Annotated in this window: 23 protein-coding genes, 1 tRNA gene and 1 pseudogene; 4 read left to right on the forward strand and 21 right to left on the reverse strand. The window is 46.9% G+C overall.

Going from position 1 to position 26,772, the window contains the following annotated elements; translation table 11 throughout:
* Nucleotides 1-2: 2 nt before the first annotated feature.
* The 4 genes from gltX to FD47_RS02115 all read right to left on the reverse strand — a co-directional run bounded on the left by gltX (nt 3) and on the right by FD47_RS02115 (nt 4,986).
* Nucleotides 3-1,493, reverse strand: coding sequence for a glutamate--tRNA ligase (gene gltX / locus FD47_RS02100; RefSeq protein ID WP_054732633.1), 1,491 nt, complete (start codon nt 1,491-1,493; stop codon nt 3-5).
* Between the two features lie 260 nt (nt 1,494-1,753).
* Nucleotides 1,754-2,953 carry a PIN/TRAM domain-containing protein gene (locus FD47_RS02105; protein ID WP_054732636.1) on the reverse strand — a complete coding sequence of 400 codons (1,200 nt, stop codon included), beginning with the start codon at nt 2,951-2,953 and terminating at the stop codon, nt 1,754-1,756.
* Nucleotides 2,954-2,976: 23 nt separating this feature from the next.
* Entirely contained in the window at nt 2,977-4,350 is a 1,374-nt protein-coding gene (gene radA, locus FD47_RS02110) for a DNA repair protein RadA (protein ID WP_056979992.1), read from the reverse strand.
* A gap of 96 nt (nt 4,351-4,446) precedes the next feature.
* Complete coding sequence (locus tag FD47_RS02115; protein ID WP_054732709.1) at nt 4,447-4,986, reverse strand: dCTP deaminase/dUTPase family protein; 540 nt, start codon at nt 4,984-4,986, stop codon at nt 4,447-4,449.
* Nucleotides 4,987-5,145: 159 nt separating this feature from the next.
* Here FD47_RS02115 and rpiA point away from each other — a divergent pair, with 159 nt between their 5' ends.
* Both rpiA and FD47_RS02125 read left to right on the forward strand, forming a co-directional pair.
* A complete protein-coding gene (gene rpiA, locus FD47_RS02120) occupies nt 5,146-5,832 on the forward strand; it encodes a ribose-5-phosphate isomerase RpiA (protein ID WP_008211698.1) in 687 nt (228 codons plus the stop codon).
* Nucleotides 5,833-5,994: 162 nt separating this feature from the next.
* Nucleotides 5,995-7,329 carry a C1 family peptidase gene (locus tag FD47_RS02125; protein ID WP_054732712.1) on the forward strand — a complete coding sequence of 445 codons (1,335 nt, stop codon included), beginning with the start codon at nt 5,995-5,997 and terminating at the stop codon, nt 7,327-7,329.
* Nucleotides 7,330-7,406: 77 nt separating this feature from the next.
* Here the strand turns inward: FD47_RS02125 and FD47_RS02130 are convergent, their stop codons facing one another.
* Nucleotides 7,407-8,090, reverse strand: coding sequence for a 2,3-bisphosphoglycerate-dependent phosphoglycerate mutase (locus FD47_RS02130; protein ID WP_225352721.1), 684 nt, complete (start codon nt 8,088-8,090; stop codon nt 7,407-7,409).
* 213 nt (nt 8,091-8,303) lie between these two features.
* Nucleotides 8,304-9,248 (reverse strand): AEC family transporter, encoded by a 945-nt coding sequence (locus FD47_RS02135; protein WP_054732642.1) that lies wholly within the window; start codon nt 9,246-9,248, stop codon nt 8,304-8,306.
* A 200-nt stretch (nt 9,249-9,448) separates the two neighbouring features.
* Between FD47_RS02135 and FD47_RS02140 the strand changes: the two genes are divergently transcribed.
* Nucleotides 9,449-10,570: an LCP family glycopolymer transferase gene (locus tag FD47_RS02140; RefSeq protein WP_054732644.1), complete on the forward strand. Its 1,122-nt coding sequence runs from the start codon at nt 9,449-9,451 to the stop codon at nt 10,568-10,570.
* A 143-nt stretch (nt 10,571-10,713) separates the two neighbouring features.
* On the opposite strand, the gene FD47_RS02145 is transcribed toward FD47_RS02140, so the two are convergent.
* The 13 genes from FD47_RS02145 to FD47_RS02205 all read right to left on the reverse strand — a co-directional run bounded on the left by FD47_RS02145 (nt 10,714) and on the right by FD47_RS02205 (nt 23,947).
* Nucleotides 10,714-11,547 carry a PTS system mannose/fructose/sorbose family transporter subunit IID gene (locus FD47_RS02145; RefSeq protein WP_054732647.1) on the reverse strand — a complete coding sequence of 278 codons (834 nt, stop codon included), beginning with the start codon at nt 11,545-11,547 and terminating at the stop codon, nt 10,714-10,716.
* Nucleotides 11,548-11,564: 17 nt separating this feature from the next.
* Nucleotides 11,565-12,365: a PTS sugar transporter subunit IIC gene (locus tag FD47_RS02150; RefSeq protein WP_054732652.1), complete on the reverse strand. Its 801-nt coding sequence runs from the start codon at nt 12,363-12,365 to the stop codon at nt 11,565-11,567.
* A gap of 11 nt (nt 12,366-12,376) precedes the next feature.
* Nucleotides 12,377-12,889: a PTS sugar transporter subunit IIB gene (locus FD47_RS02155; RefSeq protein WP_008211691.1), complete on the reverse strand. Its 513-nt coding sequence runs from the start codon at nt 12,887-12,889 to the stop codon at nt 12,377-12,379.
* Complete coding sequence (locus FD47_RS02160; protein ID WP_225425082.1) at nt 12,886-13,323, reverse strand: PTS sugar transporter subunit IIA; 438 nt, start codon at nt 13,321-13,323, stop codon at nt 12,886-12,888. Before FD47_RS02160 ends, FD47_RS02155 begins: the two co-directional genes overlap by 4 nt.
* A gap of 95 nt (nt 13,324-13,418) precedes the next feature.
* Nucleotides 13,419-14,048 carry an HAD family hydrolase gene (locus FD47_RS02165; protein ID WP_056979993.1) on the reverse strand — a complete coding sequence of 210 codons (630 nt, stop codon included), beginning with the start codon at nt 14,046-14,048 and terminating at the stop codon, nt 13,419-13,421.
* Nucleotides 14,049-14,218: 170 nt separating this feature from the next.
* Nucleotides 14,219-14,304: transfer RNA gene (locus FD47_RS02170), tRNA-Leu, on the reverse strand.
* 100 nt (nt 14,305-14,404) lie between these two features.
* Nucleotides 14,405-15,283, reverse strand: a complete 879-nt coding sequence (gene thrB / locus FD47_RS02175) for a homoserine kinase (protein WP_054732656.1) — start codon at nt 15,281-15,283, stop codon at nt 14,405-14,407.
* Between the two features lie 64 nt (nt 15,284-15,347).
* Nucleotides 15,348-15,806, reverse strand: a complete 459-nt coding sequence (locus FD47_RS02180; protein WP_008211682.1) for a SprT family protein — start codon at nt 15,804-15,806, stop codon at nt 15,348-15,350.
* Between the two features lie 25 nt (nt 15,807-15,831).
* The gene (locus FD47_RS02185) at nt 15,832-18,000 is read right to left on the reverse strand and encodes a Tex family protein (protein ID WP_056979994.1); all 2,169 of its coding nucleotides are present in this window, start codon (nt 17,998-18,000) and stop codon (nt 15,832-15,834) included.
* Nucleotides 18,001-18,292: 292 nt separating this feature from the next.
* Nucleotides 18,293-18,727: a hypothetical protein gene (locus FD47_RS02190; protein ID WP_054732658.1), complete on the reverse strand. Its 435-nt coding sequence runs from the start codon at nt 18,725-18,727 to the stop codon at nt 18,293-18,295.
* Between the two features lie 29 nt (nt 18,728-18,756).
* Nucleotides 18,757-21,417 (reverse strand): calcium-translocating P-type ATPase, PMCA-type, encoded by a 2,661-nt coding sequence (locus FD47_RS02195; RefSeq protein ID WP_056979995.1) that lies wholly within the window; start codon nt 21,415-21,417, stop codon nt 18,757-18,759.
* 230 nt (nt 21,418-21,647) lie between these two features.
* Nucleotides 21,648-22,475, reverse strand: a complete 828-nt coding sequence (gene nadE / locus FD47_RS02200) for an ammonia-dependent NAD(+) synthetase (RefSeq protein WP_054732662.1) — start codon at nt 22,473-22,475, stop codon at nt 21,648-21,650.
* Between the two features lie 14 nt (nt 22,476-22,489).
* Nucleotides 22,490-23,947, reverse strand: coding sequence for a nicotinate phosphoribosyltransferase (locus FD47_RS02205; protein WP_056979996.1), 1,458 nt, complete (start codon nt 23,945-23,947; stop codon nt 22,490-22,492).
* A 145-nt stretch (nt 23,948-24,092) separates the two neighbouring features.
* Here FD47_RS02205 and FD47_RS02210 point away from each other — a divergent pair, with 145 nt between their 5' ends.
* Entirely contained in the window at nt 24,093-24,833 is a 741-nt protein-coding gene (locus tag FD47_RS02210; protein ID WP_054732666.1) for a WecB/TagA/CpsF family glycosyltransferase, read from the forward strand.
* An 84-nt stretch (nt 24,834-24,917) separates the two neighbouring features.
* On the opposite strand, the gene FD47_RS02215 is transcribed toward FD47_RS02210, so the two are convergent.
* On the reverse strand, nt 24,918-25,622 hold the full coding sequence (locus tag FD47_RS02215) for a GntR family transcriptional regulator (RefSeq protein WP_054732669.1): 705 nt from the start codon (nt 25,620-25,622) through the stop codon (nt 24,918-24,920).
* A 30-nt stretch (nt 25,623-25,652) separates the two neighbouring features.
* A pseudogene (gene nagA, locus FD47_RS02220) lies at nt 25,653-26,769 on the reverse strand (N-acetylglucosamine-6-phosphate deacetylase).
* Nucleotides 26,770-26,772: the final 3 nt, after the last annotated feature.

Consider the following 26,772-nt stretch of genomic DNA (forward strand, 5'->3'; position numbering starts at 1 on the left):
AATTATTTATTAATTTGATTCAACGTCTGCTTAATATGTTGAACGGCCTTTTGCTTACCAACCAATTCAACTGATTCTGGTAATTCTGGTCCGTGCATCTCGTGAGTGACCGCAATTCGAATTGGCATCCACAATTGGCGGCCCTTAATCCCAGTATCCTTTTGAATTGCTTTAATTGTGTGGAAAATTTCAACGGCGTCAAAATAGTCCAACTTCTGAATTCGCTGCAGGAATTCATTCAACACAACTGGAGCGGTGTCGTTAGAAATTTCAGCCAACGCATCACCACTGACCTCTTCGGGTTCTTCAAAGAACACGGAAGCCATGTCGTTAATTTGGGCCATATAACTCATTTCCCGCTTATAAAGGTTGATTAACTGCCGGGCCCACTCAATGGTTTTGGCATCCGGATTTTCCGGAATGTTGCCCTTTTTAATCAACTGACGGAGAGCCAAGTCCATGATGGTGCTGTCATCGGCAGCCTTGACATACTGGTTGTTAATCCATTCCAACTTCTTTGAATCGAACTTGGCGGGTGACTTACTCAACCGCTTTTCATCATACATCTTAATGAACTGCTTCTTGTTGAAGATTTCGTCTTCACCAACTGGTGACCAGCCCAATAAGAGAATGAAGTTAAACATCGCGTCCGGCAAGTAGCCCAAATTACGATACTGTTCAATAAATTGAAGCACTGATTCATCACGTTTACTGAGCTTTTTGCCGGTGTCAGCACTAATAATCAGGCTCATGTGGCCAAATTGAGGTGCCTGCCAACCAAAAGCTTCGTAAATCATCAATTGCTTGGGGGTGTTGGCAACGTGGTCATCGCCACGAAAGACATGGCTGATTTTCATCATATGGTCATCAACCACCACGGCAAAGTTATAGGTTGGGGTGCCGTCACGTTTGGCAATGACAAAGTCGCCGCCTATGGTATCCGAATTAAATGACACGTTTCCCTTAACAATGTCGTCCCAAGCATAGTCATGATCCTTTGGTACGCGGAACCGGATCACTGGCTTTAAACCCTTAGCCTTCGCGGCATCGATCGCCTGCTGCTTTTCTTCGTCGCTCATGCCTTCATATTCATATTCGTAATGGGGCATTTCACCACGGGCCTTTTGGGCATCGCGGTCAGCGGTTAATTCTTCCTCAGTCCGGTATGAATAATAAGCCTTTCCCTCATCCAAAAGTTGCTGGAGCAGGGGCTGATAAATATCGTTTCGTTCGGATTGCCGATAGGGACCAAAGTCGCCACCAACGTCGGGACCTTCATCCCAGTCCAATCCCAACCACTTCAGGTTTTCTAATTGACTCTTTTCACCGTCAGCAACGTTTCGTTTTGTATCGGTATCTTCGATTCGAATGATGAATTTACCCTTGTTGTGACGGGCAAATAAATAGTTAAAAATGGCTGTTCGTGCGTTCCCGATATGCAAGTGGCCGGTTGGGCTTGGCGCATATCGAACTCGAATTGCATTGTTTGCCAAAGTATCAGCGCCTCTTTCTAAAGTTTAATTCAAATTTTGTCAGCATTTTAAGTTTACAATGAAGTCACCAAAAAATAAAGCCAAGGTCGTTAATAAAACGGCTGCCGGGAAAAATCAAGTCAATAACAGATGACCAGCCAGATCGTTTAAACACCCAAAATTTATCGTTTCCAAGCCTGTACTGGTCGGAAAAAAGGATTGACGCAGTTGAAACCACATCAATCCCTTAAATCATTCAAAATGGTGATCACATCATCAGCTTACCGGTTTCCCGAATTCTTACGCTTATTGTTCTTTTGTTTGCCGTTAGAGTTGCTATTGTTGCTATTACCGTTGTTATCATTCTTATCAGTAATGTTTTTGGTTGAATGTTCCGGCCGGGCAAAAATCATCTTGCCGGCGTCGGTTTGAATGGCGCTGGTAACCACCACGTCAATATGCTGATTAAAGAAGTACCGACCATCTTCAACGACGACCATGGTGCCGTCATCCAGGTAGGCAACCCCTTGCTGACGTTCAGTTCCGTTTTTGACAACCATGACGTTGAGCTTTTGTCCCGGCAAAATTTTCTGTCGCAAAGACGTTGCCAAGGCGTTGATGTTCAGCACCTTCACATTTTGAAACTGAATCACCTTGTTAAGGTTATAGTCGTTGGTGACGATGACGCCATCAACATCCTTAGCTAACTGAATGAGCTTGGTATCAACCTCATCAATGTCTTCGTAGTCCTTGTTGTAGATTTCGATCGGAATCAAGTCTTCATTTTGAAGCTTGTTCAAAATATCCAGCCCCCGGCGACCACGAACGCGTTTAACGCTGTCGCTGGAATCGGCAATATACTGAAGTTCATACAGAACGAATTTTGGAACCAACAGCGTTCCCTCAACAAATCCGGTCTTAATGACATCGTAAATCCGCCCATCAATCAAAATATTGGTGTCCAAAATTTTGTAATGATGGTAATTATCATCAACCGGTTTATCAATAATCTTTTCGCCCGGTTCCTTTGTTGCTTCCGAACGGCGCCGAAATTGAAAGGCTTTGCGCCACCGATCGCTCTGTGTATTTCCAAGCCGAAACCCAAAGTAGCCCAAAATCAACATTAAAATAATCGGAATCATTGTGTTCATGAAGAACGTGTTGCTTCTAAAGAAAACAATTGAAATTAACACGGCCAACACTAACCCAATGATCAGTCCCAAGATCCCAAACAACAGCGAAATTGGCCGTTGGTTGGTCAAGCGCGACTCAAAACGGTCGAATAGTTTAAGGACATAATTACCGGTCAATAATGAAATAAGATAAAAAATAATGGCGCCAACAATTGCATTCGTGATGACATTATTAACCAGCGTTCCGTAACTCACCTGCAGGATCAGCCAGATCAATCGGAAATAACTCGCTCCGATCGCGGCTCCGGCAAGTGTAAATACAAGTTGAACAATTCTCTTTCGTTTCAATTTTCCACCCTCTTTTCTCTATTCTAACCCAACGCAAGCTTCAGTGCTTGAGACAATGTGGCAACGCCGACAACTTCAATGCCCGTCGGCGGGGTCCATCCCTGGAGATTGTTTGCAGGAACCAAGACCCGTTTAAATCCTAACTTGTGGGCTTCTGATACCCGCTGTTCGATTCGCGTTACCCGGCGAATTTCGCCAGTTAGGCCAAGCTCGCCCACATAACACTCGGTCGGGCTGGTCCCCCGATTTTTGTAGGAAGACGCAATACTGACGGCGGTTGCCAAATCAATCGCCGGTTCGTCAAGTTTAACACCCCCGGCTGCTTTAAGATAGGCGTCCTGATTTTGAAGGAGTAAACCGGCCCGTTTCTCAAGGACAGCCATAATCAGTGACACCCGATTGCGATCCAGGCCGGTTGCCGTGCGGGTCGCATTTCCGAACACCGACGCGGTCACTAATGCCTGAATTTCAACCAGGATTGGCCGGGTTCCTTCCATTGAAACCACAATGGCCGAACCAGTGGCGTCCTTGAGCCGCTCCTCCAAAAAAATCTCTGAAGGATTGGTAACCTCATGCAGGCCGTCGGTTAACATCTCAAAGACGCCAAGCTCATTAGTAGATCCGAAACGATTTTTGACCGTTCGCAAAATTCGGTAGGAATGGTGGAGATCCCCTTCGAAGTACAATACCGTATCAACCATGTGCTCCAAAATCTTTGGTCCGGCAATCGCGCCGCCCTTTGTCACGTGGCCAACCACAAAAATTGTAATTCCCTGACCCTTGGCAATGTTCATCAGGTCAGCGGTCACTTCACGAATTTGGGCAACGGATCCGGTAGCCGACTGAAGCTCCGGAATCTGCATCGTTTGAACGGAGTCGATGATGACCGCGTCGGGTTTCATGTCGTTAATGGTTGCCTTAATCACGTTCATATCGGTTTCTGGGAAAACGTACAACTGACTGCTGTCAACATCGAGGCGTTCGGCGCGCATCTTAATTTGGCTGGCACTTTCTTCTCCTGAAACATAGAGGATCTTCCCCGTCTTACTGAGCTGCCCGGACACTTGCAGCATCAGCGTTGATTTGCCAATGCCGGGATCGCCGCCGATTAAAATCAGTGAGTCCGGGACAACCCCGCCGCCCAAAACCCGATTGAGTTCTTCCATACCGGTTTTAAATCGTGGTTCACTTTGGAAACTCACCTTATCCAGCGGCTCGGGCTTAACGCTTCTACCACCCGCAGTTGCTCGAAGGGTCGTGGTTGAGGCCTTGACTGTGGGCGCAACAGTTTCTTCAACCAATGTATTCCACTCATTACAATTGGGACACCGCCCAAGGTAACGCGGTGAAATGTAGCCACAATTTTGGCATACAAATTGAGTCTTAACTTTCGCCAATCAAATTCTCCTTTACACTTTGCTTGTTACTTTAATTTTATCACGTTAACCGGTCATCATAACTGGTAAAGACCGGTTTTAACCGGTTCTTATACTTTATCGACCAGAGGAACCGAAGCCGCCCTGGCGCGTTTTTTGCTTAGCGCTGTCATCAGAATCCGCTAACAGATAAGGCATAAAGATTCCCTGGGCCACCCGCTCACCCTTTTTGATGTGGGTATCGGCAATTCCAAAATTGAGGATCTGAACAAAGATCTCACCCTCATTACCGGTGTTATTATAGTAGTCGGCATCAATCACGCCAATGCCATTTGGAATCACCAATCCCCGCTTCAATGGATTACTGGACCGATTGGCAATCACAAGCACCTCATTTGGCTGCATGTACGCCTTAATCCCGGTTGGGATCAAATAGGGTTTTAAAATCTTTTTGGCGCGTTCTAGACTCGCGTCACTAGTGGTCTTTTGGTGCTTAATGGCCCACAAAACCTTTAGGAAGTCCCTCTTCCAAATGGACGGGATTGTCATATCAACGGCACTTTGAAAGTCGTATCCGGCGGCATTTTTCGTCGTTCGGAAGGGCAGTGTCAGATCGGCATCCTGATATTTTGAAACAATTTCAAACCCACGATTTATCATTTTATCAAACTCCCTTTTACATTTTTAGCTCCATTCAGTATAAACTATATTTAGGGGGATTTGTTTGGCAAATTAAAGTTTGACAAATTCACTCAAGAACGCCAGAATAATGGTAGGTAAAACCTTTAAGCAATCGAAAATGAAAGGAACTTTGTGATGACAAAACAAGATGAGCTCAAACAATTAGTTGGCCAGGAGGCAGTTAAATTTATTCAGGACCACACAGTTGTGGGTTTGGGAACGGGGACAACCGTTAAGTTCATGGTAGATGCTTTGGGCAAACGAGTTGCTGAAGAACACCTGTCAATTGTCGGCGTTCCAACGTCGGCTCGCACCCGCGTTCAGGCTAACAGCCTGGGAATCCCAACAAAGGGCCTCGATGAAGTTGACCATATTGACCTCACCATTGACGGTGCCGATGAAATTGATACCAATTTCCAAGGCATCAAGGGTGGTGGCGCCGCTCATCTTTGGGAAAAAATTGTTGCCATTAATTCGCGTAAAAATATGTGGATTGTCGACCAAAGCAAGCTTGTGAATAAGCTTGGCAACTTTCCCCTTCCAGTTGAAGTCATCCCCTACGGCAGCCGCCAGCTGTTCAACCGGCTCAAGGAGCAGGGCCTTCACCCCGAATTTCGGATGACGGACGGAAAGTACGTCACAACTGACTCAGATAATTACGTCATTGACCTGCATCTTAAACAGATTGACGATCCGGAGGCCCTTTCTTTAAAACTTGATCAAATGACCGGAATCGTTGAGCACGGCTTATTTTTAGACATTGTCAACACCGTGGTTGTCGGGACGCCGTCAGGGCCCAAAGTTTTAAACGCCCGCCCATAATTTTGCAATTATTAATCATTCTAATTTAGATCCCAACTAAATTCGCCGCTTCTTGGCGAATTTTTTATATTGTCATCACCGTATCGGTTAAACAGGTCCCCCCACTAGCCCTTTTAGCCGAATCGGCGTAAACTATTAAGTTATTAAGGAGAGTGATTTTTGTTGACATCAGAAATTAAATTAGACCAAATCAACAAGTTCCAGCAGAATCTTGCTAACCGTCAGGATTCAAAGGTCGTTGAACGGGCCGTTTCACATCAAGGAATCTTAGGGAGCAGTGAAGACTTCACTTCCGAAAGTTTGATGCACCCGGTTTTCTCAATTGACCTCTCAACTGGTAACGTTGCTGACCAGAAGCGCAGTGGCCGCTGCTGGATGTTTGCGGCTCTGAACACCATGCGGATTCGTTTGATGAACACGTTTAAGGTGGACGACGGGTTTGAACTGTCCCAAAACTACACAAATTTTTGGGATAAATTCGAAAAATCAAACTACTTCTTGGAAAACGTCTTAAAGACCGCCGACCAACCCCTTGATTCCCGGAAAGTTGCCTGGTTAATGGCAACCCCCCAGCAAGATGGCGGCCAGTGGGACATGCTTTGCGCCCTTATCGAAAAGTACGGCATCGTTCCGAAGTACGCAATGCCGGAAACTTTCAGTAGTGAGCAATCCGCCCAGCTTAATAAATATCTCAACCTTAAATTACGTCACGACGCCGTTTCACTGCGAAAATTAGTCGCTGATAACGCATCTGATGACAAAATTTCCGAAACCAAGGAAACCATGTTAAACGAAATTTACCGAATGCTGGCATACGCCCTTGGTGAACCAGCAACCACGTTTGACTTCGAGTATCGGGACAAAGATAAGAACTACCATATCGACCAAAACATCACCCCACAGGAATTTTTCAAAAAATACGTCAACCTCAATCTGAAAGATTACGTATCACTGATCAATTCACCAACTGATGACAAACCATTCAACAAGACCTACACGATTGAAATGCTCGGCAACGTTGTGAACGGCCGCCAAGTGAAGCATTTGAACCTTGAAATGGTTGATTTGAAGAAGTTAGCAATTAAACAGCTTCAAAACGGCGAATCCGTTTGGTTTGGAAGTGATGTTGGCCAAAGCTCAAATTCTAAGAAGGGCATTATGGACACCGCGCTATATGCGCCGGATGATTTGTTCGACACCGACCTGTCAATGTCAAAAGCCGAACGCCTGGATTACGGCGAAAGCCTCATGACCCACGCGATGGTTATTACGGGCGTTGACCTCGTTGACGGCAAACCAACCAAGTGGAAAGTTGAAAATAGCTGGGGCGAAAAAGTCGGGACTAAGGGCTACTTCGTCATGAGCGACGCGTGGATGGACCAATTTGTTTATCAATTCGTGATCAACAAAGCCTACCTGTCAGAAGACCAGCTAAAAGCCCAAGCGCAAGACCCAATCGTCCTTAAGCCATGGGACCCAATGGGCGCATTGGCATAATCAGTAATGAATCACTGCAAAAACGTATTTAAACAGGAGCTCCGGGCAATCAATGATTGCCTGGAGCTCCTGTTATGTTATGCCTTCTTTTCAAGCGACTGATCAGTCGCCGTCATAAATTGCTTATCTAAAATATTTAAATGCCGATCAAACTCATAGCGGATCGGTTTACCATTCGGCACCTCGACGTTTGGAATGTCCGCATCAGAAATCTTCTCTAGAAACTTGATTAACGCGCGCAACGTACTGCCGTGCGCCACAACCAGCTGGTTATGGCCATCCAACAATCTAGGGGCAATGTGGTCTTCCCAATACGGAATCAGCCGGGATTGAGCCATTTGTAAGCTTTCACTCAGCGGAATTTGGACCCCATAGCGATCATAGCGGGGATCCTCATCCCGGACCTTTAATAGCGGTGGGACAACCGAAAAACTTCGACGCCAAATTTTGAGCTGTTTGGCTCCCACCTGTTTCTTAACCGCAAGTTTATTCTTGCCGCGCAAGCCGCCATAATGACGTTCATTTAATCGCCAGGATTTAAACTCGGGAATATACGACTGCCCAATCTCGTCGAGCACAATGTTAGTAGTCAAAATCGCGCGTTTAAGCATTGACGTGTGAACGGCTTCAAACTGAATTCCAGATGTCGCAATAATCTTTCCAGCTTGATGCGCCTGAGAAATTCCCTGGTTGGTTAGCGGCACATCCGACCAGCCGGTGAAGATATTATCACGATTCGCTTGGCTTTCGCCATGACGCATAATGACCAATGTCGGCACAATTTCATCTTCTTTTCAAAATTTAATTGAAAACGACCAGAACGCTTTCAGAACACAGGACTAGTCTAACATAGGTTGGAAAAAGATTGCCAGTGCTTCGTGAACTATTTATCAAAGTAGCTGCCAGCATGAAATGCTGACACGCCCGCTATGATCCCCCGACCAACGTTAACGGCGGTATCATCATGAATCATTTTAAACTTTTTGAACCAGCACCATCAGAACGGGAATCACAATCAGACTTAACAGCGTTGTTTCAGCGACCATGATTGACGCGTAATCCGAATCCGCGTGATAGAGACGGGAGACAACCGGGGCATTGGTCATAATCGGCATTGCGGACTGCATAATAAAAACTTGTTTCATTAACGTCGGCATCCCACTTGGAATCACCAGCAACGCCATAATTGTCGGTGCCAGCAAAAAGCGGCCAAATAAAATGAGGAAGTTGCTTCGGTCGAAATGAAGATGACTCAAATCAACGCTATTAATTGAAATCCCGATAAAAATCATTGATAGCGGAATCGTTAATCCGCCTATGTAATTCAAATCCTGCATCACAAAATCCGGAACCCGCGCGTGTAATAATACTAGAACGATACCGACCATGAAACCTAACAGTGGCGGTGAAAAGACCTTTTTGAGAGTCCGCTTGAAATTCAATTTGGCTTCGGTCGTGCCATCTTTTTGAATGAGATAGACCCCCAACGTCCAGAAGAACGTTGTGTTGACCATGTAGTACACCAACACAAACGGCAAACTGGGACTGTGGAACAACGCCATATTAACTGGAAGTCCAACAAAAACTGTGTTAGAGTTGGAAAACATTGATTCGAATAAGCCGGAATGAATTTTGGGTATTTTGCAGATTTTAACGATTAAAATTGAGACTATGTATAACACAAACATTGATACAAACGGGAAGGCAACGTCAGGAAGCGTCGACAGGAGCTTCTTAGCGGTAAACTTTTCCATAATCGTTGATACCATGTAGGCAGGCAGTGCGATTTGGGTGACGAGTTTGGCAATCATACTGGTCATTTTGCTGTCAAACCAGTTATTTCTAGCCAGAATAAAGCCCAGGGCTATCATGATCAAAATCACGAGGACCCCGGAAATTGCTTGAATAAATATTGACATACACATTCCTCGATTCCTCAAACTAATACGATGTTGTATTATAACACAATTAAAATCCACATTGTGCTATAATTTTTCCCGTTATGTTCTGAAAATCGCGGAAAGAATGTTAAATTATGTTTAAATAACCCATGATTTTCGCAATCTTGCTGTAAAGTGCAATATACTTTTGTAAGAATTTTTGTAAACGAGGAGTCATTATGCCATCAGATAAGAAGCGGGACTTTGAGCCCGTATATTCACGTAGGGCGGATAAAAAGCCCCACTATAAGAAAAAGAACAATCGGAAACGCCGAATTATCGGCTGGAGCATCTTCATCGTGTTGCTCCTAGCAGTTGGTAGCGGCCTGGTCTGGGGGTATGGCGCCTATAAAAGTGCCAAGAAGACGTTCACTCAGACTTACGATTCGACTAATGTCCAAAAGGAACGAAACGTTTCGTCAGTTATCAAGCAAGGTAAACCCCTATCAATCCTCTTACTGGGAACTGACACCGGCGCGCTTGGGCGTCATGATACCGGACGAACCGACACGATGATTGTTGCCACCGTCAATGCCAAGCAAAAAACGGTTCATTTAACCAGTATTGCTCGGGACACAAAGGTTGTCGTCCCCGGTGATACCCAGCCATACGAGAAGATCAACGCTGCCTACACCATTGGCGGGGCGGGCACGGCTGTCAAAACTGTCCAGAACCTGTTAGACATTCCAATTGATTTCTACGCCATCATCAACATGGGTGGCCTGGAAAAGATGGTTAACGGCGTCGGCGGCGTGGACGTTACCCCACCACTGACATTCAAGTACGGGCACGCCAACGTTGTGAAGGGCCAAAAGATCCATTTGAATGGCGCCGAAGCTTTGGATTACGCCCGAATGCGTGATGACGATCCCCGTGGTGACTATGGGCGTCAAGCCCGTCAGCGTCAAATCATCAAGCATTTGGTCATGAAGGGTCTTAACATCACCTCTCTTCCGCGTTACAAGTCAATTTTATCTTCACTGACTGGTAATCTGAAGACCGATATGACCTTTGACGATATGATTGCAATTCGTGCCAAATACGGTGATGCGACCCACCACATTAAATCTCAGACCCTTCAGGGCGAAAATGCCATGATTGACGGTCTCTCATACCAAGTGGTCCCTGATAACGAGCTATTGCGGGTATCGAACGATATTCGCAAAACGCTTGGGTTATCCGGATCAACCAAGTTGAAAACAGCTCAATCCTCAACTGATTCCACAACCGGCTATACCGGCAACACCGGATACTCGGATTCAACCAATAATGGTACTCAATCCACGTATAACGGATACTAATTTATAAGTGTAAAACTTCAGCGCGGTCACAAATCGTTCATTCGGTTTGTGGCCGCGCTTTTGATGTTCAATCATTTTTAAATAAAAAGCCAATCTCAATGGCGCCTAAAGCAACCCGCAAGATCAGCGTTTCAAAAGTCATTTTAACTTAAAATCCCCCCGGCATAGCCGAGCACACCCAAAATAAACAGGATAATAATTGCCCAAATTGGCGACAGCCGTTTCCGAATGAGCCAGATACAGATGATGGTCAGTAACATTGCCGCCAAAGCTGAAATCCCGCGGTCCAGCCAAACAAAGTGCGGAAATGCGGAAATCCGGCCCAGGTTAAAATCAATTCGGACCCATTTGGCAATAAAGGTCCCCATCATGAACATTCCAAAGACCGCGGAGGCCCGGGTAACCACCTTTAAAATTCCGGAACCAAACAGGTTGATGATATCCGTTCCGCGCTGATAGCCAAACTTCTGGGCAGAATATCGAAATCCGAGTCGCAGCAGATTCCAGCCGGCAAAAAACAGAATCGGGCCGTAAATGCCAAAACCACTCAGAACAACACTCGCCGCCAACGCTGATAATACCGGACGAATCGTCCCCAGCCACACCGGATCGCCAATTCCGCCAAGGGGGCCCATCATGGCAGTTTTGACTGCGGAAATGTCTTCGGCTGATACCGGCTGGCCGTCAGCCCGTTGTTCCTCGAGATTTAACACCACCCCGGTAACCAAGGACTGCATGATCGGCGACGTATTGAAAAAAAGCAAATGGCGCTTCATTGCCGCAATCCGCTCTTGCTTATCGGGATAGAGTCGTTTAATCGCTGGCGACATAATATAGGCGAATCCTAAATTCTGCATCCGCTCATAGTTCCAAGAGGCTTGCTCAAAACTGGATCGCCAAAAGACGCTGACAAAATCTGTCAGTTGAAGTTTCGGCAACTGCTTACCTGTTGATTGCTGATGTGACTCCTGATTCATTAACGTCCCTCAATCCTCTACAAATCGTCTAAATCTCGGTCAAAATCATCCAGTTCATCGACATCGCCACTATCATGGCTGCTATCCGGGTGCCGATTCGAAAACCAGATATAGACCGCCGTCAAAACCAAGCCAATAATTGTCAGCACAAAAATGTTGAGTCCAGTCACGACGGCCAGCACAAAGCCGCCGATCAGCCACCACCACAGCGCCTTATCGGCCATCATATTGATAATAATTGCAAACCCAACTGCGGCGACCATTCCAACCGAAATGTCAATTCCAGTCGTCACCACGTTTGGAACCGCCGAAGCCAACTGATGAATATATCGGGGACTGATAAGCATCACCAGCAACGTTGGAATCATAACGCGCATCCCCTGAATTCCCAAACTAACCAGGTGAATCCGATTCATTCGTCGCAGGTCACCGTCATCAGCCGCGCGATCTGCCCGGTGAATCAGCCATCCCATCCGCTTCCGAATAAACACATTTAGGATTTGCCCCACGACCGCGAAGGGAATCGCCACCGCAATCCCATGTTTCATACTTAACGCAGCCGGACCACAAACCAGCAAAGCCGAAATAACCGCCGGCAAACTAACGTCGGGGGCAACAGCGGCGCCGACATTCATCCAACCAATTGTAATCATCTGAAGCGTTGCGCCCAGCAAAATACCGGCGCTCATATTTCCGGTGGCAATGCCAATTAAGGTACAGGCAACCAGTGGCTGAAACAGCTGCCACTCGTCCAAAATTCCGTCGCAGCCAACAAAAAAAGCCACAATCAAAGTTAGAATCCAAGCACTTAATGCCATCAATTTACCCTCTATTCAAGATTAAAATTCTTTTTCTTTATGAGGCTGAGCAGATCAATCTTCTTATCAGCAGGAATTTTTTGAGCCGTGACGTCCAAATGAAAGTCGTTGACTAATGCCGCCACCTGTTTAGCAGTATGATCATCCATCGCAACGGCATCGGTGATCATTGTCATGCCTTCCGTATAGGCGATACTGCCAATGTTAATTCCAACCTGACTAAAATCAACACCGCCCTCTGCCAGGCGCAGCATATCGCCAACATTCTCCGTCAGTAGTAGCGTGTTAAATGAATCAAAACGGGAATCAAAATAGGCGCGAATCATTTTATTAACTGACACAACGTTCGCCTTGACACCAGGTGGTGCTACCTGGGTAATCAGGGTTTTTCGCAAATTGTCCTTAGCAACGCTATCGGAAACAACCATGATTCGATTCGGCTGCACAAACCGAGTCCAAAAGGTTGCCACTTGCCCATGCAATAGGCGACTGTCAACACGAGCTAACCGAATATCCATCGTCATAGTAAGTCATCCTCTCCATCTAACTGATCTGGCATCTTAAATTGTTTGATTGACCCGTCTGAAATTTCGTTTAAATGGGTCACAATCTTTGAAAGTTCCTGATCTCTAACCATGTAAGCTTCAATTAAGAGCGGCAGATTAACCCCCGCGATCAACGCCGTGTGCTTGGGATCTGCAGCCACCAGTTGCGTTGCGGCATTAAATGGTGACCCACCCCATAAATCGGCAAAGATCAAAATCTCTTTCTGAGCGGCCGCCTGTTTGGCTTTGGCAAACTTCTCAGCTAAATCCTTTATCCCATCACTGGGCGCCAATGTAACGGCGCTCACGTCCTTTTGAGGGCCGGCAATCATCTCGGAAGTTGAGATTAACGCCCCGGCTAATTGCCCGTGACTCGCAACAATAATTGAAACCAAGTTCATCACTCTTTTCATATCATTGAATTTCTAATTACCCTAAATATACCATAACCATGTCGCCCGGCGGCCAAAAAATACCGGTACCAGGACGGCTCGCAAAAATCGGTTGACTAGTCGCTCAACGCGTCAATCTTCAGCATTTCCGCGGGGGTTTCAAAATCATAGTCGGCATCCTTGAAGGCCGCCGTTTTTTTGGTTCGCCATCCTGCCAAGCCAAACGCCACGTTTGCGGCATGGGCAGCCTGCATGTCATAAATGGTGTCGCCAATGTAGATGGTCGCTTCCGGGGAAGCTGACAGCTTCTCAATGCCCTTCAGCACCAAATCAGGTGCCGGTTTCCCCCGTTTGATCTCATTTGAAAAAACAAACGCATCAAAAAAGTCGTCTAGGTTGAAACGCGTCACATCACGATGAAACTCGGCCTCAACTTTTGAAGTGGCAATGGCCATTTGATTAGCCGGATCAGCGTGAAGAACGCCCAATGCGGCTTTGATGCCGGGATAAACGTGGGCGTACTGCTTAAAGTTCGAAATCTCGGCAAACCATTCTTTCTGAATTTGATCCGGGTCCCTCACTTTTAAAATCTTCAGGGCATCGGCGGCCGTGATGCCGAACACCTTTTCAACCGCAGCATCGGATACATCATACCCGTGCTTCTTGAGAACTTTTTGCAGGGGTAACATGTACATCTGTTCCGAATCAATTAGCGTTCCGTCCACGTCAAAAATAAAATAATTCATAGCTGGCCAACTTTCATTAAAAGGTTTATTTACGTTTCGGTTATCTCCAAGATAACGCGAACCCGTCAAATCGGCAATCCAGTTTCAGGAGTTACTTGAAAAATAACTCACAAAGGACTGCATGAAAAAAGTCCGACCCACTACATAAAGTAATGACCCGAACTTAATTATGCGGCCAAGAAGATTCGAACTTCCACCGAGATAATTCTCGACAAGATCCTTAATCTTGCGCGTCTGCCAATTCCGCCATGGCCGCATCAACGAATAAAATTATAACAAAAATTCGGGGCGCTGACAATCACTTTTTTGAAAATCATTCAAAAACCGTTATTTTATTCGTTGAACCAAGCTAAGCGTCATTCACCACGGACCGTTGCGCCCTGATCATCGATCGAGAGCAGTCGCAAGCTGCCATTTAGGCCCTTCTGTTCCAAATCAATTCGCAATTGGATCAAAGCGGATTTTTCACCCAAAACAGCCACGGTTGGCCCCGCACCACTCAAATAGGTGCCATAGATTCCGAGTTTGTGAGCCGTCTGGCGGATCACTGCCATTTCGGGAACCAAATCTTTTCGATAGGGTTCGTGAAACTGATCATCTTCAATGAGTGGCAGTGCCTGGTCAAACTTCCCTTGGCTCACCAACGCGACAAAGACATTTTCTTTACTGCTGGCCTTCACCGCCGTCTCATAATCAATGGTTTTAGGAAGTTTCTTGCGGCTCTGCACTTCACTTAACCCGTCCGGTCGAATATACGTCAGAATATCAATGGCCGGCAACGGCAGCTTCGTCGCGATTGCCTTTTCACCATCAAACATTGAGACCGCCATGCCACCAAGCATTGCCGCCGCCACATTTTCAGGGTGCTTTTCAAATTTAGCTCCCAGCGTCAGCTGATCCTCAATTGATAAATTCAGCTCACCTAATGTATTGGCAATCTTAATACCGGCAACCACCGCGGTCGTACTGGATCCTAACCCGTGGGCGATCGGAACGTCTGAAATAACGGTCAATTGGTGGGGGTGAATATCCGGATCCACCTTCAAAATAGTTTGAACGATTAAATTCCGTTCATCGGTTGGAATATCACTTCCCAGCGCATGGTTAACTTTCCACTTATCCGTCTGTTCCTCGACGATGACCGTGTAATACATATGAAGGGCAATGCCCACCGAGTCAATGCCGGAACCAATATTTGCCGATGTTGCCGGAACGCGAACAATAATCTTTGCCATAGTGATTCTCCTCACTTATTATTTATCAAATCAATCACGTAATCGTCATTATTAAAACGGGCGCCTACGCACTCATGTCCGAAACCAGCTGTAACTGGCCGTGACAGCGACCGCACACAAACTTATGCAGATCGATCCGTCGTTTTCGATGATAAACCAAACCGCAATGTGAACAGCGATAGAGGTATCGATAGGGCTGCGGGTGATCATTTAGACGCGGCGCGTAGCGGGAACCGCCGACGGCCTTGAGTAACTGCTTAAAGGCCCGACTGCCATGATTACCACTATAACCTGCCAAGTGTAGATGATAGTGACAGAGTTCGTGCTTAATAATGCCGATTAGGACCGCATTGTCCTCCCCACCCACCATCTTTGGATTAATGTCGATATCATGGGTGTTCAAATGATAACGTCCGCCAGTTGTTCGCAGCCGGGCATTAAAGTACGCGCGGTGCCGAAATGGTTTGGCAAATGATTGTTTTGAAATTCTTTCTACTAATGTTTGAAGCTCTTGATTTGTCACGCTGTAATCCCCTCTACGATGCCATTTATTTAGTCGGGTCGACCATCGTTAATTGAATTCGGTGACGATCAACGTCAACGGCGGCTATCCAAACCGTCACAATGTCGCCAACGGCAGCAACTTTGCTGGGGTCCTTGATGAAGTGGTCGCTCATTTTTGAAATATGAACCAAGCCATCCTGCTTAACCCCGATGTCAACAAATACCCCGAAATCAACCACGTTACGAACGGTTCCCTGCAGCTTCATCCCCACTTTAAGATCCGCCATCGTCAGCACATCTTTTTTCAGAAGTGGTGCGGGCATGTCATCACGAAGGTCCCGCCCAGGAGTTTCAACGCCCTTCACAATATCTTTTAGAGTGGCGGTTCCAACTCCCAACCGTTTGGATAGGTCGTCAAGATCAATCCCAGCCAATTTCTGAGTGACCACCGGCTGGCCCAGGTCCTCAATGGTTAACTGGTAGGTTGTCAGTAACTGGGTGGCCGCCGGATAGCTCTCCGGATGAATGTCCGTATTATCCAAGGGGTTGTCACCATCAATGATTCGCAGAAAACCAACGGCCTGTTCAAAGGCTTTTGGTCCCAGGCGCGGAACCTTTTTAAGGTCCTGACGATCCAAAAATTGGCCGGTTTTATTTCGAAATTTCACAATATTATTAGCCGTTGCCTTGGTTAACCCGGAAATATGAACGAGCAGATCCGGACTGGCTGTGTTTAAATTCACACCCACTTGGTTAACCGCGGTTTCAACAACCTGATCCAACTTTTCGCCCAACTGCTTTTGCGGCACATCATGCTGATACTGGCCAACCCCAATTGCCTGCGGGTCAATCTTAACCAGCTCAGACAACGGATCTTGAATTCGGCGGGCGATACTGACGGCCGACCGCTGTTCAACACTGAAATCCGGAAATTCATCCCGCGCAACCTGACTTGCGGAATAGACTGACGCGCCAGCCTCATTGACAATTACGTAAAACACCGGCGTTTTAATTTTTTTAATCGCGGCAGCAACAAACTGCTCGGATTCGCGACTGGCGGTTCCGTTGCCAATTGCGATCATTTCAACGTGATTTTTATTAATGAAATCAATAAACAGTCCCTCTGCGGCAGCCCGTTTCTCGGCACTGGCAGGTTTATGCGGATAAATCACCGTTTTGTCCAGGAACTTGCCATTCTTATCGACAACTGCGAGTTTACATCCCGTTCGATAAGCCGGGTCGAACCCCATCACAACGCGGCCCTTCAGCGGGGCCTGCATCAGAAGATTGTAGAGGTTTTTGCCAAATACCTCAATGGCGTGATTAGCCGCCTTCTCAGTGAGATCCTTGCGAATTTCCCGTTCAATTGCCGGGCCAATGAATCGTTGATAACCATCTAAAACAGCCGCAGACACAATATCGGCAGCCAGTCCGGTATGCTTGCCAACCATATTAGACGTCAAAAACCAGTTGATCGGCGTCTCGTTCACCGTAATTTTCACCGACAGAATGTGATCCTTTTCCCCCCGATTAATTGCCAGGGTCCGGTAAGACGGAATTGTCTTTACCGGCTGCTTGAAGTCATAATACTGCTGGTAGGTTCCGGCTTCATCATCATCTTGATGGCCGCGTTTGAGTCTAGTTTCAATCTCCCCATACTGCTGCGTGTTACGCCGAATCCACTCCCGAAACTTGGCACTATCGCCAACCTCTTCGGCAATAATTTCGTGAATTCCATCGATCACCGCCTGCTTATCCGGCAGTTCCTTATCCGGATCAACTGCAGCAGTCATCATATCAGCCAAGTTTTCTTGAAAGGAAAGGGCCGCTTTGGCGAGCGGAAGTAATCCCTTTTCTTTGGCAATCGTCGCCTTGGTGCGGCGCTTCTGCTTGTACGGTAAGTATAGGTCTTCCACCTGCTGCAGAACCGTCGCGGCTTCAAGCTGCTTTTTGAGACCAGGAGTTAACTGGTTTTGCTCATCAATAATTTTGATGACCTCGGCTTTTCGTTTATCCAGCGTTTGAATCCGGTGCGCTGAAGTTTGAATGTCACGAATTTGCACTTCATCCAGGTTGGCAGTCCGTTCCTTTCGATACCGGGCAATGAAAGGCACCGTGTCGCCTTCATCCAGCATTTTAAGGGTTTCGTTAATTTGGTTAACGCGAATTTTCGGCAAATCGCGGTGAATCTTTTCAGCAAGCATCGTATCCATACAAAGTAAGCCACCTTATCATTAATCTAACAACTATTATATCATGCAAAATTGACTGATTTAACGAAGAGATTGGGAAAATCAGCAGTTAAATTGAAACCGAGCCCAAACCACACGGCGTAAAGGAACCACTCATTTCCGAATGGCCACAAAAACGGCTTGGAGCCGCCATTTTGGCCACGCCTTAGTCAGAAAAAATGAAAAGGGCTGAGACAATTTGACCCTTTGTCCCAACCTTTTCTCGTGTAAGTCTGTTATATCATGCTGAATTGAGCAATCAATTTGTTCAATCCTATGCCAACAACCCCATAATCCGCGTCGTCACGTCAGATACCTTTGCAATGTGAGCCTCTTGATCCTTTTCAGCCTGGTTAAACGCGTCAACGGCGACAACCTGCTTAGCCGGGTCAATACTGTCAGTCATTGCTTGACAGGCGGCAGCGTAATCCTCATAGGCTCGAACCAGCATTTTATGCTTACCCAAAACTTTAACTGGTACCGGCGCTTGTTGCAGCTGGTTAACGTTGTCGTTATATTTGTCGGTTCCCGATTGAAAGTGGGCCTTAATCTTGGTCAGCTGATCACTGGACAGGTCGGAAACCTGATCGCTGTCAATCGCCTTTCTAAGCGTCTCATAATCAGCATTTAAATCTTCACCGTTAGTCTGAGTGGCCTCGATGACATCTGAAACAATTTTTGCGTATCTTTGTAAATCTTGTGGTTTCAAAACAGTTCCCCCGATTCTTAAATCTTATTTTATTGTTGGTGCAAAAAATGCCGCTGGATATATTTTACTACTTCTGAAATCACAACGATCATAAATCCACCAATTACGACAACCAGCCACTGCGATGCTGCCAGGTTCGTGACGTGGAACATCTGGTTAAACCCAGGCACGGCAATTGTGAGAATTAACAGAAGTGCCGACCCCAACAGTGCCCAGTTAAAGAACTTGTTTTTGAACAGCCCCACTCTGAAAATAGATTGATGAATCGTCTTTGAGTTAAACGCGTGGAACAACTGAATGAGCCCCAGCGTCGCGTAAGCCATGGTCAACGCATCGGCGTGGATCAGCGTTTCGGAAGCGTGGACCGGATTAAGGATGGCAAAGGCGTAGACGGCAAGCGTGATCGCCCCTTCAAAGAATCCTTGGTAAAGAATATTACTCATAATTCCGCCGGAAAGAAAGTTGGAGGACCGCCCCCGGGGCTGGCGTTTCATAATTCCCGGCTCAGCGGGTTCGACTCCTAACGCAATTGCTGGGAAGGTATCGGTCACCAGATTAATCCATAGGATCTGAACCGGTGCCAAGATCTCCCAACCCATCATTGTCATCACAAATAGTGTGAGAACTTCTCCAAGGTTGGCGGAAAGCAGGTACTGCAGGGACTTTTGAATATTTGCAAATACTTTTCGGCCAGCCTTAACTGCTGTCACAATCGTCGCAAAGTTATCATCTGCCAGGACCATATCGCTGGCCTCTTTGGAAACTTCGGTCCCGGTAATTCCCATACCAACGCCAATGTCGGCGGCCTTGAGGGCTGGGGCATCATTCACGCCATCCCCAGTCATGGCAACAACCTTCCCTCGTTTCTGCCAGGCATTCACAATCCGTACCTTGTGCTCCGGGGCCACGCGGGCATAAACCGCGATATCCCCAACTGATTTTTCGAATTGCTCATCGGTCATATCGTCAAGTTGCGCGCCATTAATGACCTTGTCGTTTGAATCGCCACGGCCAATAATTCCTAGTCGATTTGCGATCGCCTGCGCGGTATCCTGATGATCCCCAGTAATCATGACGGATTTAATTCCAGCAGCCTTCGCTTCGGCAACGGCTTGAGCAACTTCGGGCCGTTCGGGATCAATCATCCCAATCAACCCAGTCAGAATCATGTCGTGCTCCTGGGCTGCCGATGTTAAGTCGGCGGGCACTTCATCAACCATCCGGTAAGCAAATCCCAAGACTCGTAATGCTTGGGTTGCCAAATCATGATTAGTTGTCTGAATCGTCTTTCGATCCGCGTCAGTAATCGGCCGAACCTTGCCATTATCCAGGACTTGGGTAACCCGTTGAAGCAGTTGATCCGGGGCCCCCTTCATGGTCATCATAATCCCGTCTGGCATCTGATTGTAGGTTGTCATCAATTTTCGTTCAGAATCAAAGGGAATTTCCGCCAATCGTTGATGGCCATTGACAAACTGTTGAACGGGCAGTTGCTGGTTGAGATAAAAAGAAACCAGCGCCGTTTCGGTTGGGTCACCACCCAGCCCCTCCTGCAGGTATTTCGTATCATTGTTCAACACCATGATTTGGGCTAACCGGTCATCCAAAGATAATTGGGTCTTGGCTGAATCCAGCAGTTCGCCGTTTTGAAAGACCTTCTCAACGGTCATTTTATTTTGGGTCAGCGTTCCAGTTTTGTCCGAGCAAATAATATCCGTGCTTCCAAGCGTTTCAACTGCCTGAAGCTTCCGAATTAAAGCGCGGTGGCGCGCCATCTGCTGGGTCCCAATTGCCAAGGTCACCGTTACAATCGCCGGCAGGCCTTCGGGAATGGCCGCGACGGCCAACGAAATAGCCGTCAGCAGCATATTAATCAGGGTTTCTTGCCCCCGCCACATCCCAACCGCAAACACAACCACGGCGATTACCAAAATTAAGATCGTGAGGACCTTTCCCAGCTTGTTCAAATTTTCCTGAAGCGGCGTGGTGGCCTCTTCCGTCGTATTTAACATGTGGGCAATCTTACCGACCTCGGTATTCATCCCCGTCCCAATGACCACGCCAACGCCGCGACCAGAGGTGACATTACTGTTCATGAATCCCAGGTTTTTCCGATCACCAAGGGGTAAATCCGAATCGTTAATGGTCGCGGTGGTTTTATTCACCGGAACCGATTCCCCGGTTAGGGCAGCTTCCTCAATCTTTAAGGTATTTGCCTCGGTCAAACGAATATCTGCCGGTACCACATCCCCCGCTTCCAGTAAAACCATATCACCGGGAACGATCTCCTCACTCTTCACGGTGGTCTGCCGACCGTTTCTCAGGACGGTCGCCATTGGGGCGGACATTTCCTTTAATGAATCAATCGCATTTTCGGCTTTCGATTCTTGAAAAACCCCAAAGACAGCATTCAAAATTACCACTGCCAAAATAATCGCCGCGTCAACGTGTTCGCCGGCAATTCCAGCAATAATAGCCGCAATAATTAAGATGATAATCATGAGGTCTTTGAATTGCGCCAAAAATTTTTCAAAAATTGTGGTTCGCCGTTTGGCTTGCAGCCGATTAAATCCAAATTGTTCTCGCCGCTGGGCAACCTGCTGGTCAGATAAGCCCTTTGGATCCGCCTGCATCTGATTCATCACCTCATCGACTGATTGTTGATAAAACACCTTTTTCTGTTCCTTCATTCATTTCCTCCTCTAATCCTTGTATACGACCAGCCTCACCAAATTAACTGATTGATTAAAAATGGCGAGGCCCATAAACTCTTCTGAAAAGAATTCATAAGTCTCACCATTTAAGAAATATCCCGGAAATCACTGATTTCACGTTGACGAGATATTCGCAATTACAATTGCTGGTTACTCCCTTTATTTGAGAATATTATACCTAAATATTAATAGCATGTCACGTTTAATTACTTCCAAAATGTATCGTAAACATTAATCGGGGTGTGGCGCTTATGTTCGGTTCGTTGATACCAGCCTTCAATTGTTTCAGCTGCTTTTTGTGAAACCGCCTTGCCTTCGAGATAATTATCGATGTCTTGGTAAGTCACCCCAAGGGCAACTTCATCAGGTAATGCCGGTCGATTGTCTTCAAGGTCAGCCGTTGGCGTCTTTTTGTAAAGATGCTCAGGAGCCCCTAACAATTCAAGCAATTGCTTGCCCTGCCGTTTATCCAAGCGCCACAGTGGGGTAATATCAGCGGCGCCATCACCAAACTTGGTGTAAAATCCGGTAACCGCTTCGGCCGCGTGGTCGGTCCCCACCACTGCCCCGGCAGTTTGACCGGCAATCGCATACTGGGCAATCATCCGTTGACGAGCCTTGACATTTCCCTTGTTAAAATCACTGATGGTAATCCCATTGGCTTCAACCGCATCAACAGCGGCGTCAACGGCCGGCTTAATATCCACCCGGAAGGTCTTGTCAGCTTCGATGTACTGAATCGCTGCCAGAGCATCTGATTCATCAGCTTGAACCCCATAGGGCAAGCGAACGGCAATAAATTGATAGTCATTGTCGTGGGTTTCGTCACGCAGTTCGGAAACGGCCATTTGGGCGAGTTTACCGGCAAGCGTTGAATCCTGACCGCCTGAAATTCCCAAAACCAATGATTTTAAAAACGGGTACTTTTTCAGGTAACTTTTCAAGAATTCCACACTTCGCCGCACTTCGGCCTGTGGGTCAATTTCTGGTTTGACCTTTAACGCGTTAATAATTGCTTCCTGTTCTTTTCGCATCGCAATCCCTCGATTTAAAAGTTAATTTGCTGAACATACTGCCGCACCTTTTCAATAATATCACGTTTATTGTCCCAGCACTTTTGCGAAAGGTCAACCGGATATTTTTGCGGATTTAATTCCCGTTTATACTCCGGCCACAGCGATGCTAGCTCTTTTTTGGCATAGTGCTGAATTTCTTTAAGGGTTGGCACCGTATAAATCAGCTTGCCCTTCTCAAAAATTGGCCGAAGCAACGGCTTAGCATCAAAGTTTTCAACGGTTTTATTAATGTACGTGTAGTTTGGGTGGAACATGTAAATGGATTTCTCACGACGGGGATCCTCATCTGACAAAGTGACGTAATCGCCTTCAGACTTGCCATCACGAGAATCGGTGATTCGCCACACCTGCTTTTTGCCGGGGGTTGAGACCTTTTCAGCGTTGCCGGAAATCTTGATTGTTGCTCTCATTTTGCCGTCAGCGTGTTCAACGGCCACCATTTTATAAACCGCACCCAGAGCTGGCTGATCAAAAGCGGTAATCAATTTGGTGCCAATCCCCCAAACGTCAATTTTGGCGTGCTGCATTTTCAAACTGGCAATCGTCGTTTCATCCATATCATTGGACGCAAAAATTTTAGTGTCCTCATAACCCGCGTTGTCCAGCAATTCCCGAACCCGTTTGGATAAGTAGGCCATATCGCCGGAATCCAGGCGCACGCCGACAAAGTTGATTCGATCACCCATTTCATCAGCAACCCGAATCGCGCTGGGCACGCCACTCTTAAGGGTATCATAAGTATCCACCAAAAAGACACAATCATGGTGGGTTTGCGCGTATGCTTTAAACGCGTCGTAGTCGTTACCAAACGATTCAACCAGGGAATGGGCGTGAGTTCCGCTGATTGGAATGCCAAATTCCTTGGCGGCTAAAACATTCGAAGTGGAATCAAAGCCCCCGATAATGGCTGCCCGGCTTCCCCAGAGAGCTGCGGAAACTTCCTGAGCGCGGCGACTGCCAAATTCCATTAGTGGGTCATCGCCCACCACCGTCCGAATTCTGGAGGCCTTGGTGGCAATCAATGTCTGATAATTAACGATATTTAAAATGGCGGTTTCAACCAGCTGACACTCACAAATCGTCCCTTCAACCTGCATAATCGGCTCGTTGGCAAAAACCAGGTCGCCTTCAAGCGCCGAGCGAATGGTTCCCTGGAACTGAAAATGCCGTAAGTATTCTAAAAATTCCGGTGAATAATTGGTTGCCTGCCGAAGATAGTCGATATCATCATCGGTAAAGTTGAGCCCCTGAATGTATTCGATGACGTGCTGTAATCCCGCAAACACTGCGTAACCGTTACCAAATGGTAATTTGCGAAAGAACACCTCAAAAACTGCGTGGCGGTCCTGCATGTGCTTTTCGAAATAGGTCGCCATCATATTAATCTCATAGAAATCAGTATGGAGGGTTAAGTTGTCAAATTTTGGCATATTATTAAATTATCCTCCCAGATAAGTTGTTGGTGTAATTTGTTATATAATTAATTTAGTTAAGTTTTATTCTATCATTATTCTGATTCTTGACCAGAATTTTGCAAATATTTTTCATTTAAATCAGAAGAAACCGGGAGATTTTATGACAGAACAAAGTCCGAATGAGCAAATTTCAATTTTAGATATTCCCTTCGAAAATACCGACATGGCATCGTTTGAAGGCCTCCTGCAGCAACGGATTAACGATCACGCCAATACCTTCGTTGTCACGGCAAACCCCGAAATCGTCATGTATGCGCGGGAACATCGATTATACAAGCAGTTACTAACATCTGCCGACTTCGTTGTCGCTGATGGGATCGGAATCGTCCTTGGTGCTAAACTATTGAAACAGCCCCTGGCCGAACGAATCACCGGTTACGACCTATTCACCCGCCTGCTCTCATGGGGCAGTGACAACCTTAAGTCAGCTTACTTTGTTGGCGCAAAAACCGAGGTCATTAATCAATTAAAGCAGGTGGTCCACGAAAAATACCCTGGGCTAACAATTGCCGGAACGCACAACGGTTACTTTGGAGATGATCGTAATATCGTGGCCGACATCGAGCGAACCCACCCGGATATGGTCTTCGTGGCAACCGGCTATCCAAAACAGGAAGAATTTATTGCCAAAAATCGCCACGCCGCAGATGCTTTATGGATGGGCCTTGGCGGATCATTCGACGTGCTCACCGGAACCGTTAAGCGGGCGCCGCAAAGTTGGCAGAACATGCACTTAGAGTGGCTTTATCGCGCCCTAAAAGAACCCAGCCGCTTTTCACGATTGGCAATTCTCCCCAAGTACCTGCTGGCGGTTACCAAACAGCGGTTCACAAAATCATGATCAATTCTAATAAAAATCGGGTCACCGTCATTTTGCGGTAACTCGATTTTTTATTAACCATCTCGATAATGGCCCCCGACAACCCTATCCTTTTTCCAAATAAAATTCGAACCGGTCACCCACATACTGAGTCCGAACATATTCGAACGGCCGCCCGTCCTGAAGATATGTAATCTGGCGTAACCGCAAAATAGCGTCGCCGCGCTTAATGTCCAGATATTCAGCGATTCGTTCGGAAGCAAGCATCGCCGAAACGGTCTGCTGGGCCTTTCCCAGGTTTAAATTCTTTTTCTGCTCAAGGGTCCGGTAAAGCGAACTGGTTACTTCGGATTTTTCCAAACCGGCAACGATGTTTTCAGGCACGGTGGCAACTTCAAAACAAATCGGCACGTTGTCGCCATAACGGATCCGCTCCATTCGCAAAACAGCTTGATCCTGAGTGATTTTAAGCTTTTCCATCTCACTTAAAGACGGTTCCATCGTGTGATAGGAAATGGTTTTACTGGACGGCTGCTTGCCCTGTGCAAGCATCAAATCCGTAAACCCCGTCACTCCTGACATCTTCTCTTGAACCTTTTGATTGGCAACAAAGGTCCCAGAACCAACCCGCCGCTCTAAAATTCCTTCGTCTACTAACGTTTGAATTGCCTGCCGTAAGGTCATTCGACTGACACCGAACTCGGTTGATAATTCTCGTTCGGAAGGAATGCGATCACCGATTTTCCATTTTTCGGCTTCAATATTGCGCTTAATGTCATTATGAATTTGAATATAAATTGGTAAACCCACTGTTACCAACTCCTTTGGTTTTTCTGTAAATTATTTTCCACAACTATACGTTGCCATAAGGTTCAGGTGCTTGTCAAACACATTCAGATCAGCATCACTGCCCAGCTCAAGGGACCCCTTCCCATTTAGCCGAAATTCCCTGGCTTGATTGGTTGAAGTCATTTTGACGGCGTCGGCAATTGAACACCCGGTAAATTGAATCATGTTTCGAAAACCATCGTCATAGGTTAACACTGAGCCGGCTAAATGCCCGTTCGAAAGCGTGGCGCGACCATTCTTAACCGCCACAGGCTGGCCGCCCAATTGATACTGGCCAGTCGGCATCCCCTTGGCTTCCATCGCATCCGTTACGAGTTCCAACCGGTCAGGACCTATTATTTGGTAAGCAATTTTCACAACTGGCGAAACCACGTGAAAGCCATCGCAAATTAACTCGACCTTTGACTGGTGGTCTAACATTGCATAGCCAACCACCCCGGGTTCGCGCTGGTGAAGACCCCGTTGGGCGTTAAACAGGTGCGTGACGTGGTTGATTTGGCATTGCTCAAGATCGCCGAACCGCGCGTCGCTATGACCGACGGCAAGATGAATGCCATTTTCTTGGCAGTACCGTTCAAACCGTGCCGATCGGTTCAGTTCCGGCGCATAGGTCAGCAATTTCACACGATTTCCGGAGGCCCGCTGCCAATCGGCCAACTTGGAAATGCTTGCCGGTTGAATCTGATCGCGAGGCTGGGCCCCATTGAATTTTGGCGACACAAATGGCCCTTCCAGATGAATTCCTAAAATAGCCGGGTTCATGGTGGCGGCTTGCCTAATCGTCACCATGGCGTTCCTGATTCGGGAATTGGGTCATCGTTGTTAGTAAAACCCCCGTGACGCCCTCTGAACGCATTTTAGTGACCATGTGGCTGAGTTCCGTGGCGGTGTTGGTCATTGAATCAATGCCATAACCGCCATGAACGTGGACGTCAATGAACCCCGGCACAACAATGTCTCCAGACAAAGAAATCACATCGTCATGGGAACTCGGCTGAAAGGCGGCCATTTCACCAATTCCCAGAATGTGATCCGAAAATCGCAGGTAGCCATTCAAAATTTCTCGAGTCCCCGTATAAATGTGACAGTTCGTTAACACCCGTGCCATCTT

The organism is Lentilactobacillus parafarraginis DSM 18390 = JCM 14109 (assembly GCF_001435895.1).
Taxonomy (GTDB): Bacteria; Bacillota; Bacilli; order Lactobacillales; family Lactobacillaceae; genus Lentilactobacillus; species Lentilactobacillus parafarraginis.